The organism is Dermatophilus sp. B7861-1 (genome assembly GCF_058996045.1).
On record NZ_CM180082.1, the window covers coordinates 59,499 to 78,746 of the forward strand.

The 19,248-nt window shown below is 59.0% G+C and carries 9 protein-coding genes and 1 pseudogene; 4 read left to right on the forward strand and 6 right to left on the reverse strand.

Annotation, left to right across the window (positions count from 1 at the left end):
- The first annotated feature begins 92 nt into the window (after nucleotides 1–92).
- Together grcA2 and pflA are read left to right on the forward strand one after the other, a co-directional pair.
- Nucleotides 93–2,492: pseudogene (gene grcA2 / locus AC2T9U_RS00285) on the forward strand (autonomous glycyl radical cofactor GrcA2).
- Nucleotides 2,493–2,582: 90 nt separating this feature from the next.
- The gene (gene pflA / locus AC2T9U_RS00290; RefSeq protein ID WP_493696227.1) at nucleotides 2,583–3,446 is read left to right on the forward strand and encodes a pyruvate formate-lyase-activating protein; all 864 of its coding nucleotides are present in this window, start codon (nucleotides 2,583–2,585) and stop codon (nucleotides 3,444–3,446) included.
- A gap of 78 nt (nucleotides 3,447–3,524) precedes the next feature.
- Here pflA and AC2T9U_RS00295 read toward each other — a convergent pair whose 3' ends face one another.
- On the reverse strand, nucleotides 3,525–4,796 hold the full coding sequence (locus AC2T9U_RS00295) for a glycoside hydrolase family 10-like protein (protein ID WP_493696228.1): 1,272 nt from the start codon (nucleotides 4,794–4,796) through the stop codon (nucleotides 3,525–3,527).
- A gap of 268 nt (nucleotides 4,797–5,064) precedes the next feature.
- On the opposite strand from AC2T9U_RS00295, the gene AC2T9U_RS00300 reads away from it, so the two are divergent.
- On the forward strand, nucleotides 5,065–10,734 hold the full coding sequence (locus tag AC2T9U_RS00300; protein ID WP_493696229.1) for a DUF7507 domain-containing protein: 5,670 nt from the start codon (nucleotides 5,065–5,067) through the stop codon (nucleotides 10,732–10,734).
- 54 nt (nucleotides 10,735–10,788) lie between these two features.
- On the opposite strand, the gene AC2T9U_RS00305 is transcribed toward AC2T9U_RS00300, so the two are convergent.
- On the reverse strand, nucleotides 10,789–12,267 hold the full coding sequence (locus tag AC2T9U_RS00305) for a M20/M25/M40 family metallo-hydrolase (RefSeq protein ID WP_493696230.1): 1,479 nt from the start codon (nucleotides 12,265–12,267) through the stop codon (nucleotides 10,789–10,791).
- 348 nt (nucleotides 12,268–12,615) lie between these two features.
- On the opposite strand from AC2T9U_RS00305, the gene AC2T9U_RS00310 reads away from it, so the two are divergent.
- A complete protein-coding gene (locus AC2T9U_RS00310; RefSeq protein WP_493696231.1) occupies nucleotides 12,616–12,906 on the forward strand; it encodes a YciI family protein in 291 nt (96 codons plus the stop codon).
- Nucleotides 12,907–12,916: 10 nt separating this feature from the next.
- On the opposite strand, the gene AC2T9U_RS00315 is transcribed toward AC2T9U_RS00310, so the two are convergent.
- The 4 genes from AC2T9U_RS00315 to AC2T9U_RS00330 form a co-directional block, all read right to left on the reverse strand.
- On the reverse strand, nucleotides 12,917–13,696 hold the full coding sequence (locus AC2T9U_RS00315; RefSeq protein ID WP_493696232.1) for a hypothetical protein: 780 nt from the start codon (nucleotides 13,694–13,696) through the stop codon (nucleotides 12,917–12,919).
- 191 nt (nucleotides 13,697–13,887) lie between these two features.
- Entirely contained in the window at nucleotides 13,888–15,384 is a 1,497-nt protein-coding gene (locus AC2T9U_RS00320; protein WP_493696233.1) for a M1 family metallopeptidase, read from the reverse strand.
- A 219-nt stretch (nucleotides 15,385–15,603) separates the two neighbouring features.
- The gene (locus AC2T9U_RS00325) at nucleotides 15,604–16,587 is read right to left on the reverse strand and encodes a magnesium chelatase ATPase subunit I (RefSeq protein WP_181816115.1); all 984 of its coding nucleotides are present in this window, start codon (nucleotides 16,585–16,587) and stop codon (nucleotides 15,604–15,606) included.
- Nucleotides 16,588–16,645: 58 nt separating this feature from the next.
- The gene (locus AC2T9U_RS00330; protein WP_493696234.1) at nucleotides 16,646–19,246 is read right to left on the reverse strand and encodes a VWA domain-containing protein; all 2,601 of its coding nucleotides are present in this window, start codon (nucleotides 19,244–19,246) and stop codon (nucleotides 16,646–16,648) included.
- Between the last annotated feature and the right edge of the window lie 2 nt (nucleotides 19,247–19,248).

The following is a 19,248-nucleotide window of genomic DNA, read 5'->3' on the forward strand; positions in this document are numbered from 1 at the left end:
GAAAGGGCGTGTCCGATATGGCACCCCCAACACGAGGCCGATAAGACAGACAATCGACCTCTTGAAGCCGACCACTTTGGAGGGCACCCGACGTGACCGCGACAGCAGAGACCCCGACAACCACAGCGTGGGAAGGGTTCGAAACAGGCCCGTGGAGCGAAGGTATCGACGTCCGCGACTTCGTCCAACGTAATTACACGCCCTACACCGGTGACGCGTCCTTCCTCGCAGGACCCACCGCCAAAACCCTGCGTGTATGGGAAACCCTCGAAAAGGAATACCTCTGCGTCGAACGCCGCAAACGCGTCTTCGACGTCGACACCCACATCCCCTCCGACATTGACGCCTTCCCCGCCGGATACATCAGCGAAGACGACAACGTCATCGTTGGCCTCCAAACAGACACCCCACTCAAACGCGCCATGATGCCCTCCGGCGGCTGGCGCATGGTCGAAACCGCCATCAAAGAAGCAGGCCTCGAACCTGACGAAGACGTGAAGAAAATCTTCACGAAATACCGCAAAACCCACAACGACGCAGTATTCGACATCTACACCCCCCGCATCCGCGCCGCGCGATCCTCACACGTCATCACCGGCCTACCCGACGCCTACGGACGTGGCCGCATCATCGGTGACTACCGCCGGGTCGCCCTCTACGGCGTTGATGCCCTCATCGCCGAAAAAACAGCAGCCAAGGACGCCGTCGCCGGCACAGAATTCTCCGAACACTGGGCCCGATACCGCGAAGAGCACGCCGAACAAATCAAAGCGCTCAAAAAACTCAAAGTGATGGCCGCCTCCTACGGCGTCGACATCTCCGGCCCCGCAACCAACGCCCACGAAGCCGTCCAATGGACCTACTTCGGCTACCTCGGTGCCATCAAGAGCCAAGACGGCGCAGCCATGAGCATCGGCCGACTATCACCCTTCTTCGACATCTACTTCGAACGCGACCTCGCCAACGGCACCCTCACCGAGGAACAAGCCCAAGAAATCATCGACTCGCTCGTGCTCAAACTGCGCATCGTGCGATTCCTACGCACGATCGACTACGACCAAATCTTCTCCGGTGACCCCTACTGGGCAACCTGGTCCGACGCCGGCTTCTCTGTTGACGGGCGCCCCCAGGTCACAAAAACCTCATTCCGCCTGCTGCAGACACTACGCAACCTCGGACCAGCCCCAGAACCCAACATCACCATCTTCTGGGACCCCGAGCTACCCGAGGGGTACAAAGAATTCTGCGCCGCGATCTCAGTAGAGACCAGCTCCATCCAATACGAATCCGACAAACAAATCCGCGACAAATGGGGCGACGACGCCGCCATCGCATGCTGCGTTTCCCCCATGGCAGTCGGCAAGCAGATGCAGTTCTTCGGAGCCCGCGTCAACGCAGCCAAATCACTGCTCTACGCAATCAACGGCGGCCGCGACGAAGTATCCGGCAAACAGATCACCAGCCCCGAATACGGATTCGAACCTGTCACAGGTGATGGCCCACTGGACTTCGAAGACGTCTGGCACAAGTACGAACTCATGCTCGACTGGGTAGTCGGAACCTATGTCGAAGCGCTCAACATCATCCACTACTGCCACGACCGGTACGCCTACGAAGCCATCGAAATGGCGCTGCACGACTCCGACATCATCCGCACCCTCGGATGCGGCATCGCAGGTCTGTCGATCGTTGCCGACTCCCTCTCGGCCATCAAATACGCCAAGGTCTACCCAGTCCGCGACGAAACCGGACTGATCGTGGACTACCGCACCGAAGGGGAATTCCCGGTCTACGGCAACGACGACGACCGCGCCGATGACATCGCCGCCACCATCGTCCACACCGTGATGAGCAAGATCAAAGAACAACCGCTCTACCGCGATGCCATCCCCACTCAATCCGTGCTGACCATCACCAGCAACGTCGTCTACGGCAAAGCCACCGGATCCTTCCCATCCGGACACAAAGCTGGCACCCCCTTCGCCCCAGGCGCCAACCCAGAAAACGGCATGGACAGCCACGGCATGGTCGCCTCCATGCTTTCCGTCGGAAAACTCGACTACAACGACGCCCTCGACGGCATCTCCCTGACCAACACGATCTCGCCAGCCGGCCTTGGCCGCACCAAAGACGAGCAGGTCAGCAACCTCGTCGGCATCCTCGACGCCGGTTTCATCATGGACCAGTGCCAGAGCTGAACCGACGATAAAAGTCACACGACAGATAAGGAGATTCAATCAATGAGCGCGAAAACCTTCGAAGAACGTCTTTCCTCCATGAAAGAAAACCGCAGCAAAAACAACATGGCCTCAGGCCTCTACCATGCCAACATCAACGTCCTCGACGAAGCCACCCTCACCGACGCGATGGACCACCCCGAGAAATACCCCAACCTCACGGTCCGCGTTTCGGGCTACGCAGTGAACTTCGTCAAACTCACCGCTGAGCAGCAGCGCGACGTCATCTCCCGCACCTTCCACCAAGGCGCCTGAGACACCAATAGATAAAACCATCGAGCCCCGGCTGGAACACCCCAGCCGGGACTCGACATATCCAGCAACACACAGAGGACACCACCACACATGGCCGACGGAATCACCGGCACAGTCACCCTCGAACCTACCGACGGTGACCGCGTCCGCGGAATCGCCGCAGGAATCGGATACGACCGCATCGAACTCGGCCGCCCCGAACTGCTCGAAGCCCGCCGCACCGGCGAAGTCGCACTCGTTCACTCTTGGGAACTGGTCACCGCCGTAGACGGCCCCGGAACACGGATGACGCTATTCCTCACCGGCTGCCCGCTGCGCTGCCAGTACTGCCATAACCCCGACACGATGGCCATGAAAACCGGCACCGTCGAGCGGATCGAAGAAATCATCGCCAAAGTAAAGCGATACAAATCAGTCTTCCGCGCTTCTCACGGCGGACTCACCATCTCCGGCGGGGAGCCCCTCCTCCAGATCGAATTCACCCGCCGCCTACTGCAAGCAATCCATGCCGAAGGTATTCACACCTGCATCGACACCTCCGGCTACCTCGGAGCACGCCTCAGCGACGAAGACCTCAGCCACATCGACCTTGTCCTCCTCGACGTCAAATCAGGACTACCCGACCTGTACAAAACCGTCACCGGCCGCGACCTGGCCCCAACCATCGCATTCGGAGACCGGCTCCACGCCCTGGGTAAACCCACCTGGATCAGGTTCGTCATGGTCCCAGGCCTGACCGACACACCAGAAAACGTCACCGCCGTCGCCGACATCGTTGAACGCTGGAAAGGCACTGTAGAACGCATCGAAGTGCTGCCCTTCCACAACATGGGCGTAGACAAATGGCGCGAATTAGGTATGCGCTACAACCTGGAAAACACCCAACCGCCCACACCTGAAGCCATCGAAAAAGTACGAAACGTGTTCCGTGAACGCGGATTCCAGGTGCATTAAAAACACGCCCTCACCCGGGCTGGCGCCAAGAAACAGGAAAACCAACACAAATGCCAGTAGCCAGCCCGGGAGAACCAGCTATTTGAGCTTCTTCCACGGCATCGAAGGCACTGCAGCCTTACCCCGGAACGGGCCATTACCGAACGCCGCAGCCACCAACGCACGCTGCGCCGAGACCCCAACCTGAGGATCAGGAATCGTCATGGTGCTGTAGGCATACCCAGCCCACCCCACACCGGCCCGCGCTGCTTCCTGATACTGCGCAATAGACTGCGCGATAGTGTTATTCCACATCGCATTACCGCTAACCATCGTGCGACCATCACGCTTTTGCAGAGCAGCCATTCCCTGCACCCAACTCGTGAAATACCGGCGCTGAGTCGCATCAGAAGCCGATCGGTAATTCATGACAAAAACGCTGTCCACAATCTTTTGATGAGTCCAGCGAGGAATGTCCTGAACCGTTTGCCGGAACCCATCCGTACGCGTCCAATTCGTTGAATCCCCTGGTCCCTGACCGAACGCAATCGCATTCACAGACAACCGGTCCCTCTTATCCCGACGCATCATCTGATCATGCACGCCGCGAACAACAGCAGTGACCTGATCCCTGCGGAACCGATGCCACAACGGATCACCAGGAGCAGGCGTACCCGTGGTCTTAAAAGTTCGCCGAAATGCAGCTAAAGCAACCGGCGTATACCCCCAGTCATTATCCAATCGACCCGAAGCCGTCTGATCGGGGTAACGAATGTAATCCAAATTCACGCCATCAATAGCGTAATTCTTCTGAATCGAATCCACCGTGGCCACCACGTGCTTACGAGCAGCAGGATTCCCCAGATCCAAAAACGTCGTTCCATCAGCCGACACCGTGCCGTCATAACGGCGATCAGACCAACTATCTTTCGTGCCCGGGCCATGCACATTAAAAATATGCCGCGGATCCGAAGGAGCACTTGCGCTACTCCACATCTTCCCCACAACCACCCACGCATGCACCTGCAACCCAGCCGCATGCCCCTTAGCAACCACATCCGCTAACGGATCAAACTGCGTCGCACCCGTACCCGCCGCCCGCGGAAGAATCGACTTATTACACAAGCAATCCGAACGGCGCACCGCCTGCACCACCAAAGTATTCACACCCATCTGCTTAGCCGTGGCCACTAACGAAGACACTTCCGACCCCGAAAACAAGCCCGGCTCCCACGCATCCACCCACAGCGCCCTCATCTGCTGAGGCACCCCAGCCGAAACCGGTGCCGCCGCCACCGGCGCAACACCACCCAGCCCCGCAGCAGCAACCACAGCACCAGCAACAACCAACGACCCAAACCGACGACGCATAACCAACCCCGCAACCTTTCACCCGCCAGCAGAGCACGCCCTACCAGTCACTGAACGGCGCCACGCACCGCCGCGCCACACGAGGCACCCACCCATAAAACTCCGCCACCGCCACAACAGCGAGCCTGCTCGGACACAACAAAACCCGCCCACTAAACAACAACAAAACCCCTACACGCCAGCACCAAACTGCCGACAAGAAACCGAATAAGGGCCCACGCCTGGCTCAAGCCTTGCCCCGTCGTGCGCGAGAAAGCAGACCCCCTCCATGACCGAGCTGCTACCTAACCCCTCACTGCCACGCACCCTCGCAAACATCACCGCCCTCATAACAACCCTGGCCCTCATCACACTCACCGTTCTCTGCGGCATCCACGCACCCATCCCAGCCGCACACGCAGCCCCCACCAACACCGGCACCTCCAGCGACAACGCCATCACCGTCACCACCACCGCCACCCCAGCAAGCATTCCCCCAGGCGGCTCCCAAGTCAGCATGGCCTACACCGTCACCAACAACACCGCCGAACGCGCCTACCTCGTCAGCATGCTCGACGACAAATGCCCCTCCGTCCGGCAAACCAGCGGCCTGAAAACCGACTCCATCCGCTGGTACATAGAAGCAGGAAAAACCGCCAACTTCAGCTGCGACTTCTTTGCCGGCATCGCCCTGGACGCCACCATCACCGCCACCTTCACCACCTACAACACCACCAACACCTGGCATGAATCCACCGCACAAGCCACCACTGCCATCACCCTCACCACAAGCCAATGTGACACCCTCTGGTACTCATCCCTACTCAACAACAGCGACACCGGACGCATCGGCACCCTCGGCACCCAACCCACCTCCGCCATGCAACCCCGCTGGACCATCTCCCAACTCACCAACGGCGCCTACGACTCCTCCGCAGCCCTGGACGTCAACCCCGCCAACCCCAACCACATCTACTTCATCCCCAGCAAAGCCGGAAACAGCTACGGCGGACTCTGGCGTCTAGACACCACCACCGGAACCGCCACCCGCATCACCACCAACACCACCGCCACCACCAGCGTCCGCCTCGCCGCCAGCCGAAACGGCACCCTATGGTCCTGGGCCACCAACGGCATCCTCTACTCCCTAGCCCCAGGAACCACCACCTGGACAGCCCACACCCTCACCGCCGCCAGCAGCACCGACGGAAAAACAACCCTCACCGCCGACCAAATCAAAAACCTCAGCGCCGGCGACCTCGTCACCAGCGGCAACGGCGACCTATGGTTACTTGCCGCCAACACCGGCACCAACACCACCTACCTCCTGAGCATCAACGCCAACGAAAGCATCAAACCCGCCCCCACCCCCGTCATCGTCGGCCTCATGAACCGCCCCACCGACGGCGGCTTCTACACCGGCCTGGCCTTCAGCTCCACAGGAAAACTCCTCGCCTCCGCCGGAGCCGCATCCTCCACCACCGCCACCAACACCCTCTACGAAGTCGACATCGCCACCGGCCAAGCCACCCGCATCTCCGCCGCCCCCAGCGCAGGCAACGGATCCATCGGCGACCTCGGCTCCTGCGCACAACCCCTGTCGCGACTCCACCTCATCAAACGCGCCGACACCCCAACCCCGGCAGTCAAACCTGGCGACACCATCACCTACGAAATCGAAGCCCGCAACCTCGGCGGCCTGGCAGCAGTCGACGTACGACTCCAAGAAAACATCCCCGCCGGAACCACCTACCTACCCGGCAGCACCACCCTCAACGGCATCAAAATCGCCGACACCAACGGCACCATGCCCTACACCACCACCCGCGAAATCCACGCCAACAACACCACCCGCGCCGGCATCATCCCTGCCTTCTCCACCGCCACCATCAGATTCACCGTAACCGTCAACAACACCAGCCCCCAGACCACCAGCATCACCAACCAAGCCACCCTCACCAGCACCACCTACACCAACGGCCTCCTCTCCGACGACCCCTCCGCCCCCGGCGCCACCGACCCCACCTCCGTACGCATCGCCCGACCCGCCATCACAATCGACAAAACCGCCAACACCCCCTCCATCACTGGCAGCGCACCCATCACCTATACCTACACAGTCGCCAACATCGGAGCCGAACCCCTCGCCGGAATCACCCTCACCGACAACGCCACCCGCGGCTCCACCCCCATCGCCCCCTACACCTGCACCAACCCCACACTCACCAACGGCGACACCAACAAAGACACCATCCTCGACACCTACGAAACCTGGACCTACACCTGCACAGACACCCTCACCTGGACCACAACCGACACCGACAACGGCACCACCATCACCAACACCGCCACCGTCACCGGAACCGGACAAACCTCCGGAACCACCGTCACCTCCACCTCCGCCCTGGCCACCCCCCTAAAACCACAACCGGCCTACATCAACATCACCAAACAACCCGGCACCGTCATCGGACCCGACTCCGACACAGGTGAAATGGTCGCCTCCTACTCCGTCCTCGTGAGCAACACCGGCCAAGCCACCGGCAGCTACAGCACCCTCACCGACACCCCCACCCCACCAGTTGGCATGAAAGTCACCGCAGTCGAATGGGTACGCCTCGACGGCGACACCATCACCGGCAGCGGCACCGCCCCCAACGATGGCAACGGCAGCTACCTCCTCAACACCACCCAGCGCCCCCTACCCGGCGGAGCCACCGAACGCTACCGCGTGCGCGTACGACTCCTGTGGACAAACAGCACCACCCCGCCCCTGAACTGCAACCAAGGCAGCGGCATCCGCAACACCGCCAACCTGCCCACCGGAGAAGAAAACGCACCCACCAACGACAACACCACCTGCCTCGACGCACCCCACCCACCCCAACCAGCCATCGCACTAGTCAAAACCGGAACCCCACCAGCTACCGCCACAGCCGGATCCACCATCCCCTACACCTTCACCGTCACCAACAACAGCCCCAACATCTTCCTCACCGACCTCACCATCACCGACCCCCTTATCAACAACATCACCTGCGACAACAACCGCCTACCCGCCGGAACAACCACCACCTGCCGCGGCAACTACACCATCACCACCACCGACCTCAACGCCGGAAAAATCACCAACACCGCAACCGCCAGCGCCCTGCCCGCCGGATTCGACCCCACCAACCGCGTCACCACCACCGCCACCAGCACCCTACCCGTCAACTCCACCGCCGCACTCACCCTCAACAAAACCGCCACCGCCCAAGACACCAATGCCCTCACCACCAACGCCGCCATCGGCGACCGCATCACCTACACCTTCACCATCACCAACTCCGGCAACAAAACCCTGCGCCAACCCACCATCGACGACCCCATCCTGGGAATCACCAACAAACCATGCGGCACCGGAGACCTCGCCATCGGCGACACCACCAGCTGCACCGCCACCTACACCCTCACCAAAGCCGACATCGACCGAGGCCGACTCACCAACATCGCCACCGCCACCGCACTAGGCACCGCCGGCGGCACCGACGACCCCGCCCCTATCACCGACTCAGCCACCGCAACCCTGACCAGAATCGCCGGAAAAACAGGCCTCTGGCTCGAAAAATCCCAACTAGGCACCATCATCGACGCCGACAGCTCCGGCGACCACTCCGCCGGCGACACCCTCTGGTACACCTTCCGCGTACGCAACCTCACCAACGCCACCATCACCGGCATCACCGTCACCGATACCAAAGCCGGAAGCACCGTCACCTGCGACGAAACCACCCTCGACGTCGGCGCATCCACCGCCTGCCGCCTCAGCAACCCATACCGCATCACCACAGCCGACCTCACAGCCGGAAAAATCATCAACGTTGCTACCGCCACCGCCGACGGCGGACTGACCTCCAACCAACCCAGCGTCACCACCCCCCTCACCTACACACCCACCCTCACCCTCACCAAAATCGCCGGTGCCCTCACCGAAGCCACCATCACCCCCGATACCCCAGCTGGCCCTAGCAAAGGCGACACCATCACCTACTCCTTCACCGTTACCAACCCCACCGCCCTACCCATGACCGACCTCACCATCACCGACCCACTCCTACCCTCCATCACCTGCACCAACACCACCGGCGCCACAACCACCACCATCCAAGCCCGCGAAACCCTCACCTGCACTGCCGCAACCCCCTACACCATCACCCGACCCGACATCGACGCCCGCCACATCACCAACACCGCCACCGCCACCGCCACCCCCGCACAAGGAACCCTCACCCCACCCACCGCCAGCACCACAACCCCCCTCATCCCCCTACCGCGCCTGAGCATCACCAAAACCCACACCGGCCCATCCAACGGCAGCATTAACCTCGGCGACACCATCACCTACACCATCACCCTGACCAACGAAGGCGCCGGAACCCTACGCAACCTCACCATCACCGACCCCATGCTTGGCCTCGACCACGCCTGGTGCCAAGAGGCCACAACCACCCTGGCCCCCGGAGCCAGCATCACCTGCACCACCCCCGCCCACACCGTCACCCAACGCGAACTTGACCTACTCGGCGCCACCAACACCGCCACCGGACACGCCTTGTCCGGAAGCGACGACACTCCCGCCCTCCTCGAAGCCACCACCACCGACACCTTCACCACCATCACACCCACCGGAAAACTCACCGTCACCAAACACTTCGACCAACTCGACGACACCGACAACTCCACCACCCCCACCCCAGGAGACCTGCTCCACTACCGATTCGTTGTCACCAACACCGGAAACGCCACCCTTCGCTTCCTCACCGTTGACGACGCCACCATCCAAATGAACTCCTACTCCTGCGGAAACCTCGACATCGCCCCCGGCACATCCACCACCTGCCTCGCCCCCGTCTACACCCTCACCAGCAGCGACATCACCAACGGCGCCACCATTACTAACACCGCCACAGCCACCGCCATTACCTACCGAGGCGACATCATCACCGGCCAAGACACAAACACCACAAACCTGGCAACCACCCCCCGCACCTCCCTGATCCTGACCAAAACAGCCCAACTCGACTACGACCCCAACCACAACCACCTCGCCGACCCCAACGACACCGCCCGCTACACCTTCACCGTCACCAACACCGGCACCACCACCATCAACAACCTCAGCATCAACGACCCCATGCTACAAAGCGCCAAAACCTCCGTGACCTGCACCGAAACAGCCCTGACGCCCACAGAGACAACCAGCTGCACCACCGATACCCCAATGACCATCAACCCAGAAAACATCACCCCATTCACCACCCCCGGAACCCACACCCTGCCCAACACAGCAGCAGCACACGGCACCACCCCACCAGAACCAACCACCGGTAAACCAGCTCTCGACGTGTTCTCACCCCCAGCCCACGCCACCATCCCACTCGTTGATGCCCTCATCGCCACACCTGTACCCCCCACTGACCCCGGCACCCCCACCCCAATACCCACCGACCCTCCAACTCCCACTCCTGCGCCCAGCCAACCCGCTCCTCCTACCTCGCCTACTGCACCTCTACCACCCCTACCCGAAGACGGCCCCACAAACCCACCAAACAGACCCGGCAGCCCCGGACACCAAGACCGTCCAAACCGCCCCACCAATGACTCCACCAGCACAAACCCAACCCTCATCCCACCACGAAATATTATCGACGGACCCACACAACGATGGGGAAAAGGCAATGCAGAAGGCGTCCCCAGCAGTGCCTGGCATCTACCCACACCCAACCCCACCTGGCGCACCGGCCACGTCAGCCCACACACAACAGCTGTGCCTAACACCCCCACCTCAGCGCACCACCAACCCACCGCAGAAACAAGCACAGAACCACCCATAGCTGCAACACTGCTGACCCTCATTGCGACCAGCGGCGCAATCGCCTACATACTGAGCAACCGCCGAAAGCGCACCCGCCCATAAAAGAACGGTTCTTGTGATCAGCAGATCACAAGAACCGTTCGAAATCGCCAGATATCAGCGACCGTTAATGTCTTTTGTGCTGTTGGCCATCGTGAAAACAGTGTGCGCAATCGCGTCAGAAATCACATCCACCGCGTGCATATTCACGTTCGCCATCGAATCCTTAGGTGTGTGGTAATTACCGTCATACGGGGCACCCTCAACACCACCAAACATCAAAACCTCACCTTTGGACTTCTTCCCATCAGCACCGGTATCAATACCAGAAGCTGGGATGCCGTTCTCAATGAAGGCTTGATAATCAGAACGCCCGTTGAACTCTGAATCAATCCACGGCTGCCCCACCGAGTCGAAATAGTCCGTGAAAATACTCTCCGTTTGAATAGACCCCTCAGGGACATTCACCGGTGCCTCGTGAGTGGACTGGTCAGCGTCATACACACCGATGGAGTAATTCGGCGAACCAACCATGTCGAAGTTCAGATACGCAGCGATCTTCTTCAACGACTCAGGATCTTTCTTCTTCATGTCCTCCACATAATGAGTCGACCCCAGTAGGCCAATCTCCTCGGCGCCCCACCAGGCGAAACGCACCTTATTAGTGATGCCCTTCTGTTTAGCCATCTGCACAGCTACCTCAAGAATGCTGGCAGAACCCGAGGCATTGTCATTAATGCCCGGACCTTGCGGGACGCTATCCAAATGTGCGCCGACCAAAGCGACATTGTCTGCTCGTCCAGCTTTAGTCTCGGCAAGAATGTTAAAAGTGCGTCGCTTCTCGGTGAGCTTGTCCAAAACAAGAGTGGCCTCAACCTGCGGGCCAGCTTCTTTGATTAAGTCAGCGCCGACCGCTTTCGTGACGGTAATGGTAGGAATATGCGTTTGATCAACCTTGCCAAGAGTGCCGTTGAGCTCGCCATCACCATTGTTGTAGACAATCAGAGCAGCCGCCCCAGCCGCTCCTGCAGCGCTGGACTTATCAGAGAAAGAACACCCCCCTCGCTGCACAACAGCGATTTTATCTTTCGCGTTGATGCCAGACCATGCCGCCGCATCACACCCGGTCATCACCTTGGGTTGGACAAGCTGACCAGTAAAGCCCTCTTTAGCTGCTGGGCTATAACTCAACACCTGATGGGCAACAGCCTTTCCTGCCACCGTGAGTTTTGAAGACTTCACTTCGTCATGGGTGTACTCGAAATGCTGCCGCTGAGTGCGATACCCAGCCTTACGAAGAACAGCTTCAACATAGCGAGCAGAATGCTCATACCCACTCGTGCCGACAGCGCGATTTCCGTTGTTTTTATCAGCAATTTCCTGAAAAGCACGTAGGTGAGCCTCAATATTTTCTGGCCGGACCTGTTTGCGAATTTTCTGGGATGCCTGCGTAGGATTCTTTGGTGCCGGTGTAGCAGTAGGAGGTTCAGGCGGTGTAGGAGCCGCCGAAGCCATCAAACCTGCTGGACCCAGCGTGGCAGTAGTTAATCCAATAACGGCCAAGGCAGCCGTCGCGGTGCGTCGATGAACTCGCACGACAATCCTCCTGAAACTATTCGGCTCATAAGCACTGGAGTGTGCTCAACCTGAACTGAAGCATGGAGAACCCTGGTAGTCACGGAAGAGAAAAAGGCTGAGGTGAAAATACTTTTCAAAAACATTCGGTATTGGGGGCATGAAGTGGGAAATAACCCGATAAGTAAAAGTCAAGTAAAAAATTCGTGTCGCGCTAATAGTTATTAGCAAGGGAAGTGAAGCCTCAGCCCATCTTCGAAAAATGAGTGAACCATCCTGCGGATACGGCCCAGCCCAGCGCACAACTACCTGTGGTGAGCACCAACAAAACCGCCCCATCACTGCCAGGCACCTCGTAGTGTCAACAACATGCCGTACTACGCCGTCGAATATCACTACGACTCCGCTACCGCAGCACAACAAGATGAGCTACGCCCAGCCCACCGAGCTCACCTGCAGCACCTCGCAGACAATGGCCTGCTCATCGCTTCCGGTCCCCTGAGCACCAGGCCGGCCTCCGCCCTGCTCATCTTCCGCGCCGAGGGAGAAAGCCACATCCGAGAAGCCCTCGCAAACGACCCGTTCCAGGTGCACGGTTACGTCACCGACTGGACCATTACCTCCTGGGCCCCAGTCATCGGCGTATTCGCCGAAAAATAATCCGACCCATTCAAACAGGATCATCAGAGTTCACTGACGCCTGTTCCTGCGCGCGGCGCTTGTTTTCTAAGGCACGCAGCGCCGCCGCCACTTTGGCCCGCTCCTTCCGGCGCGCCATCGGCGTGTCCGCAGCCTGCGCATCAAGCCGATCCATCCACCTACTCAACCACGTTTCCTCCAGCGCAGCATTCGGATCATCCGCAACGCCAGCCTCACGTTGCTTTCGCTGCTTACGCTGCCGACGCATCTCCCCAAGCGCCAATAGCAGCCCAATCAATAACGGCTTGATAATCTCGCCATGTTCCGTTAACCAGTCGAGCGCTACCTGCAGCCACCACGGCAACGCGACCTGTGGCCACGGAATATGTATCTCAGGCCACGGGATACGCGGAAGATGTATTTCAGGCCACGGGATACGCGGCAAATGAATCTCTGGCCACGAAATACGTGGCATATGATCAGCGATCCATTCAATCACCGGCGCCAAAAGCCACTTCACAAACGCCGTTACTCCAAGAAAAGCAATGAGGATTCCGCCAGCTTTAAAAGCCACGTGCCGCAACGCAAATAACACCGGGTGCTTCCGCCCCCATGACTGCGTTTTCTCTGCACGGCTACCCGGTGGAGCATCAAAATCTAACTCAGCATTACCGTCATAAGCAGTAGCATCTTTTACCTTGCCTAAAAAGCTAAGGCGAACCCGAACTCGACAATCTCTGTCAACAGTAATAGTCCGGTTATCAGTGCTGTTTTTCTTGTCGTAAATCTGCTTTCCATCAACACGCAACACAAGTCGTGCTTGCCTGCTCGGATACACATCAAGCTCGTACGAGACACCCCGAAGCCGACACGTCCACGTCTGCTTCACCTGACTATCGCCACTTGGCTAAAAAGTCTCTGTTGTATCCGATGACATAGGCAAAGTTAATCAGCCCGAGAGAAGGAAGTGACTAGCCATCTCTCGGGCTGAAATAACCGCTATCAGCGAATCATAGACTTCGGAAAGCCAAGATCAGCCGAAGGATTTGGCTTCCCCGGAGTGAACAACCACGCCTCAAAGAACGGACGCAAATCCTGCGAAGTGTGCTTATTGGCATACGTCATGAACTCCTGGACACTGCCATGCCCATGCCGGTGTGAAGCCACCCAGCCTCGAACAATCTTCCAGAAAGCTTCTTCGCCAACCTTATTCCGCAATGCCTGCACAGTCATAGCGCCACGGTCATAGACAGCCCGGTTGAAAATCTGCTTCGGGCCCGGATCACCAATCTTGATCTTCCAGAAGGAAGAATCCTGCGCATAGTCTTTCCAGGCTTGAGCAAAAGCCTCATCAGCATTGGGGCCATCGTGCTTCTCGGCGTACAGCCACTCAGTCCACGTCGCGAAACCCTCATTGATCCAGATATCTTTCCAGTCCCGCACCGACGTGGAGTCACCAAACCACTGGTGAGACTGCTCATGGACAATGAGTGACAAGTCATGTCCCTTAGCCCAGAACTTGCTCGAATACACCGGACGTGACTGGTTCTCCAACGCGAAACCCATATCAGCGTTAGCTGCAATACCACCAGTCGTCGTAAACGGGTAAGGGCCGTACGTCTTCGACAGCCAATCAATCACCGCTGGAGTCTTCGCCAAATCTTCCTTGGCACGCTTCACCCACGATTCATTGCTCTGCGGTGTCGCCGTCAACCACGGGATCCCCGAGCTCGTCTTCCCGCGCAAAATGTCATAACGGCCAATCACAGCGAAAGCCAGATAAGGCGCCATCGGTGTGGACTCCTGCCACGACCACGTATCTGTACTTCCCTGGTTCGTTACCTTCTGCAATGAGCCATTACTCAAAGCCTTCAGGCCCTTAGGAACATTTAAAGAAATCGAGAACGTTGCCTTATCCCGGGGGTGATCATTGCTCGGGAACCACCACGAAGCGATATGCGGCTGACCAACAGCAACAGCTCCATCAGAAGTCGTTATCCACGGCTTCTCGCCATCAATCTCAATCTTTTCAGGAACGCCTTTATAGGTAACAACAATGTTCGTCTTCGCGCCCTTAGTCAAAGCCTGCGACGGGCGAACTACCAGCTCATGAGTGGACTGGCGAGAAAAAGAAGCTGGCTTCCCATCCACTAACACCTTTTCAGGAGTTAAAGCCAAATCAAGATTAAACTGCGTGAGATTCTGCGTAGTCAAAGCAGTGATAGACGTTGTTCCTGTGACGGTTCGCGTCTTCGGCTCGTACGAAACGTTCACATCGTAATGCTGAACGTCATACCCCCCATTGCCATGATCAGGAAAATACGAATCACCAATACCAGGAGAACCCACAGAGCCATCCCTGCTCGGCACGACAGCCGTATGAGCAGAAGAAGACTGCGCCATGGCAGGAAGAGAAACTGCAGCCATCGCTGAACCCGACAAAGCGAGCGCAGCAGCCAATGACAGGGCAATAGGTCGACGGAAAGAAAAATTCGTCATGATGGTCCTCGACGGTGCGAAGGGATCGGACGCGACCAGCATCCTCCTACGCAAAGCCCCCCATCGTGACCAAAAAAGACGAAAAGCATTACCTAAGTAAGAGACACATCAACAAAATGGCAGGGAGAAGGGACTGTTAGAGCCGCGAAATACCTCGCCAGAAACACTCCTGCATTCGGGCGTGTCGCCACCACTGAAACTTTCCCTACCCCTGACAGCTCACCCAGTCACGCTCTCAAACGGGCGCCGCCGCATCCGGTGCGGCAACACAAAACCTGCAGCACGGTCCACATCCGCAACAGAAGACTCCAACCTGCCCTCCCATGCAGCCAAAGCACTGGCCGCCCGAAGCATCATCAAATCCGCCCGATGGCCATCCACCCCCACCGACAAACTCGTATTCGCGATGTGCAGCATCACCTCCCGAGAAGTAGTCACCTTCGGCAACAACCCCATCGCAGCCGTCACCCGAGCAGCCAAATCCGCATCCGAAGACGCATACTCCGCAGCGAACCCCACCGGATCACTCTCGAAAGCAAAACGCCGCTCCATCACCTCAATCCGCTCCTGCGGATCATGAGAACCCTCCACCGTGACAACCATCCCGAAACGATCAAGTAACTGCGGACGCAACTCACCCTCCTCAGGGTTCATCGTCCCCACAAGAGAAAAACGCGCCGGATGAGCCAGCGAAACCCCTTCACGCTCAACCGTATTTACGCCCATCGCGGCTGAGTCAAGAAGCAAATCCACCACATGGTCATCAAGCAAATTCACCTCATCCACATACAAAATCCCCCGGTTCGCCGCAGCCAACAGCCCCGGTTCAAAATGCCGCTCACCCTCCCGAAGCGCCCGCTCCAAATCAAGCGTGCCCGCCACCCGGTCCTCCGTCGCACCCACCGGCAACTCCACCACCGGCACCGGCGAAAACACCACCTGCTCATCACCCGTACACGACAAACCCAACTCATGACACAACCCACCCTGCTCACCAGGAGCCAAACGGAACGGACACCCCGCCACCACCTCCTGCTCGGGCAAAATCGAAGCCAACGCCCGCACCGCCGTTGACTTAGCAGTGCCCTTCTCGCCACGAATCAACACACCAGAAAGAGCAGGATTAACGATGGCGAGAATAAGACCAAGCTTCATATCCTCCTGACCCACAATTGCAGTAAAAGGAAAAGCAGGGCGGCTCATCGACAAACCTTTCGTAAAGAAAGAAAACGCAAAAACCCACAAAAAATTAGAAAGACGATCACAAACGATCCCTCACAAGAGAAACAAGCTCCTCAGCGCGCAAATCCTCAACACTGTGACACGTAGCCCCCAACGCATCAGCCAAACGCGAAGCCAAACCAAGACGAATACCGCGACGCCCCCGCGATGCCTCACTGGGCTCAGTATCAACAACTATCCACTCAACACGTGAATCCTGCCCCAAATCGCGCGCAACCCGCTCAGCCTCACCGGCCCCATTGCCCCTACTGCCATCAAGACGCACATTCCCGCGACCATCAGAAATAAGCAACACAAGAGGCCGCAAATTAGGCTCCTTAATCAGCAAAGGACGCAAAACCTCCCCAGCTGCCACAAGACCCGACGCCAACGGAGTACGACCCCCTGTAGGCATCTCCTCCAAAAGATCCGCAGCACGCTCCACCGAAGCAGTCGGCGGCAAAAGAACCTGCGCACCCTGCCCACGAAAAGACACCAACGCGACCTTGTCCCGCTTTTGATACGCATCCATCAACAGCGACAACACCGCACCCTTAGTGGCACTCATACGCCCACGCGCACCCATAGAACCCGACGCATCAACAAGAAAAAGAAGACACGTCCCCACCTGACGCTCACGAACCTTCACCTGCCAATCACTACGGCGAATAAACACCCCAGCCCCCACCCCAGCAGCCTCACGACGCGAACGCTGATAAGGAGCCGCAGCCCGCAACGTGGCATCCACCGCCACATCCAAACCCACACCACTGACATCACGATCCATCGCCGGACGCGCACGCACATACCGCCCCTGACGACCCGCACTACGCGTCCGCATCCGCCGCCCAGACCCCTTACGTGCCAACCTATCCTGCGTCGGCGCCAACGGCTTCACCCGGAACGAAGCCCCCACCGGTGCCACCACCGGAGCAACCTGCCCACCAGCCTCACCACTCTCAGCCCCCTCACCATCAACACCCGCACCCGAAGACGACGAAGAAGAACCCCCCACACCCTCATCAACAGAAGACAATGGACCCTGCGACTGCGGAACATCCTGAGACTGCTGCGACCCCGGTTGCGAATCTGACTGCGAATCCGATTGCGAACCCCCCTCCTGCTCAGCAGACACACCAGGAGGCGGCCCCACCTCACGCCGACGATGCACCAACACCATCTCCGCCACCACATCAACATCACCCACCGACACCACCGAACGTCCCTCCAACGCCGCCAACGCCCGCGCCGCATCAGCCATCACCACATCAGCCCGATGCCCCGCCACACACGCCTGCTGCGACAACCCCACAATGTGCGACTCCACATCCCGCGGAACCACCACCCCATCAAACGCCACCCGCGCCGCAGCCACCCGCGCCGCCAACAACTCCTCCTCCTGCGCAAAACCAGCACAAAAACCCACCGGATCGGCATCAAACGCCGCCCGCGCCACCATCAAATCCACCCGACGCTGCGGATCCCGCTCCGCCTGCACCTCCACACACAAACCAAACCGATCCAACACCTGAGGACGCAACGCCCCCTCCTCAGGATTCATCGTCCCCACCAACGCAAAACGACTCGGGTGAGACAACGACAACCCCTCACGCTCAACCCGATTCACACCACTAGCGGCAGCATCCAACACCAAATCCGCCACATGATCATCAAGCAAATTCACCTCATCCACATACAAAACCCCACCATCAACCTCAGCCAACAACCCCGGCTGCAACGACGGCACCCCCGTCCGCATCGTCACCTCCGAATCCAAACCACCCACCACCCGATCCTCCGTAACCCCCAACGGCAACGTCCGCATCGGAGCAACCCCACCATCCACACCAGGCAACAACGACGCCAACGCCCGCACCGCCGTCGACTTCGCAGTCCCCTTCTCACCCCGCAACAACACCCCACCCAGCCGCGGGGCCACCGCCACCAACAACAACGCCGTACACATCCGCTCCTGCCCCACCAACGCAGAAAACGGAAACACACCACTCACACCGCCACCAACAACCCCAGACACACCCCCATCCTCCCACCCAACACCCGTCCACGACACCCAACCAAACCCCCAACAAACACACGAATCCACTTGAAAAAAAGCCCCAACCCGCCGATGAGACACCACAAGCACCACAACACAAACACCCGTACGACCAAGACACCACCGCGGCCCCCACACCGCACCCACCAAGGAGGCGAGACCCATCGCGGGCAAAAACGGAAAAAACAGGGCCGACGCCGCCACCCAAGTACAAGCCCTCGCAATAGCCGTCATCGACATCGCTGCGGCCGTCTCGGACCTGCAACAACGCATCGCCGCACTCCAAACCACCCTCAACAACACCCCCACCGACGAAACCCCAGACCTACGCCTAGTCCCACCCCACACCGAAACCCGAGAAAACCGCGCCCGCGCCCGCGCCAACCACCCCTCCAACACCCCACCCACCCTCACCCGCGCCGCCCAAGCCCAAGCCACCGACGCCCAACGCGCCACCAACGCCACCCTCACCAAAAACACCACACCCCCCATCCCCAACCTCCTCGCCCGCGTACTAGCCAACACCGAAACCACCACCACCGACGACACCACCACCGAAACCACCCCCCAACCAACCCAACCCACCT

Bases quoted from the DNA above. Each gene is read 5' to 3' on its own strand.
- pflA (WP_493696227.1), top strand. From the start codon at position 2,583: ATGGCCGACGGAATCACCGGCACAGTCACCCTCGAACCTACCGACGGT.
- AC2T9U_RS00295 (WP_493696228.1), bottom strand. From the start codon at position 4,796: ATGCGTCGTCGGTTTGGGTCGTTGGTTGTTGCTGGTGCTGTGGTTGCT.
- AC2T9U_RS00300 (WP_493696229.1), top strand. From the start codon at position 5,065: ATGACCGAGCTGCTACCTAACCCCTCACTGCCACGCACCCTCGCAAAC.
- AC2T9U_RS00310 (WP_493696231.1), top strand. From the start codon at position 12,616: ATGCCGTACTACGCCGTCGAATATCACTACGACTCCGCTACCGCAGCA.
- AC2T9U_RS00320 (WP_493696233.1), bottom strand. From the start codon at position 15,384: ATGACGAATTTTTCTTTCCGTCGACCTATTGCCCTGTCATTGGCTGCT.
- AC2T9U_RS00325 (WP_181816115.1), bottom strand. From the start codon at position 16,587: ATGAGCCGCCCTGCTTTTCCTTTTACTGCAATTGTGGGTCAGGAGGAT.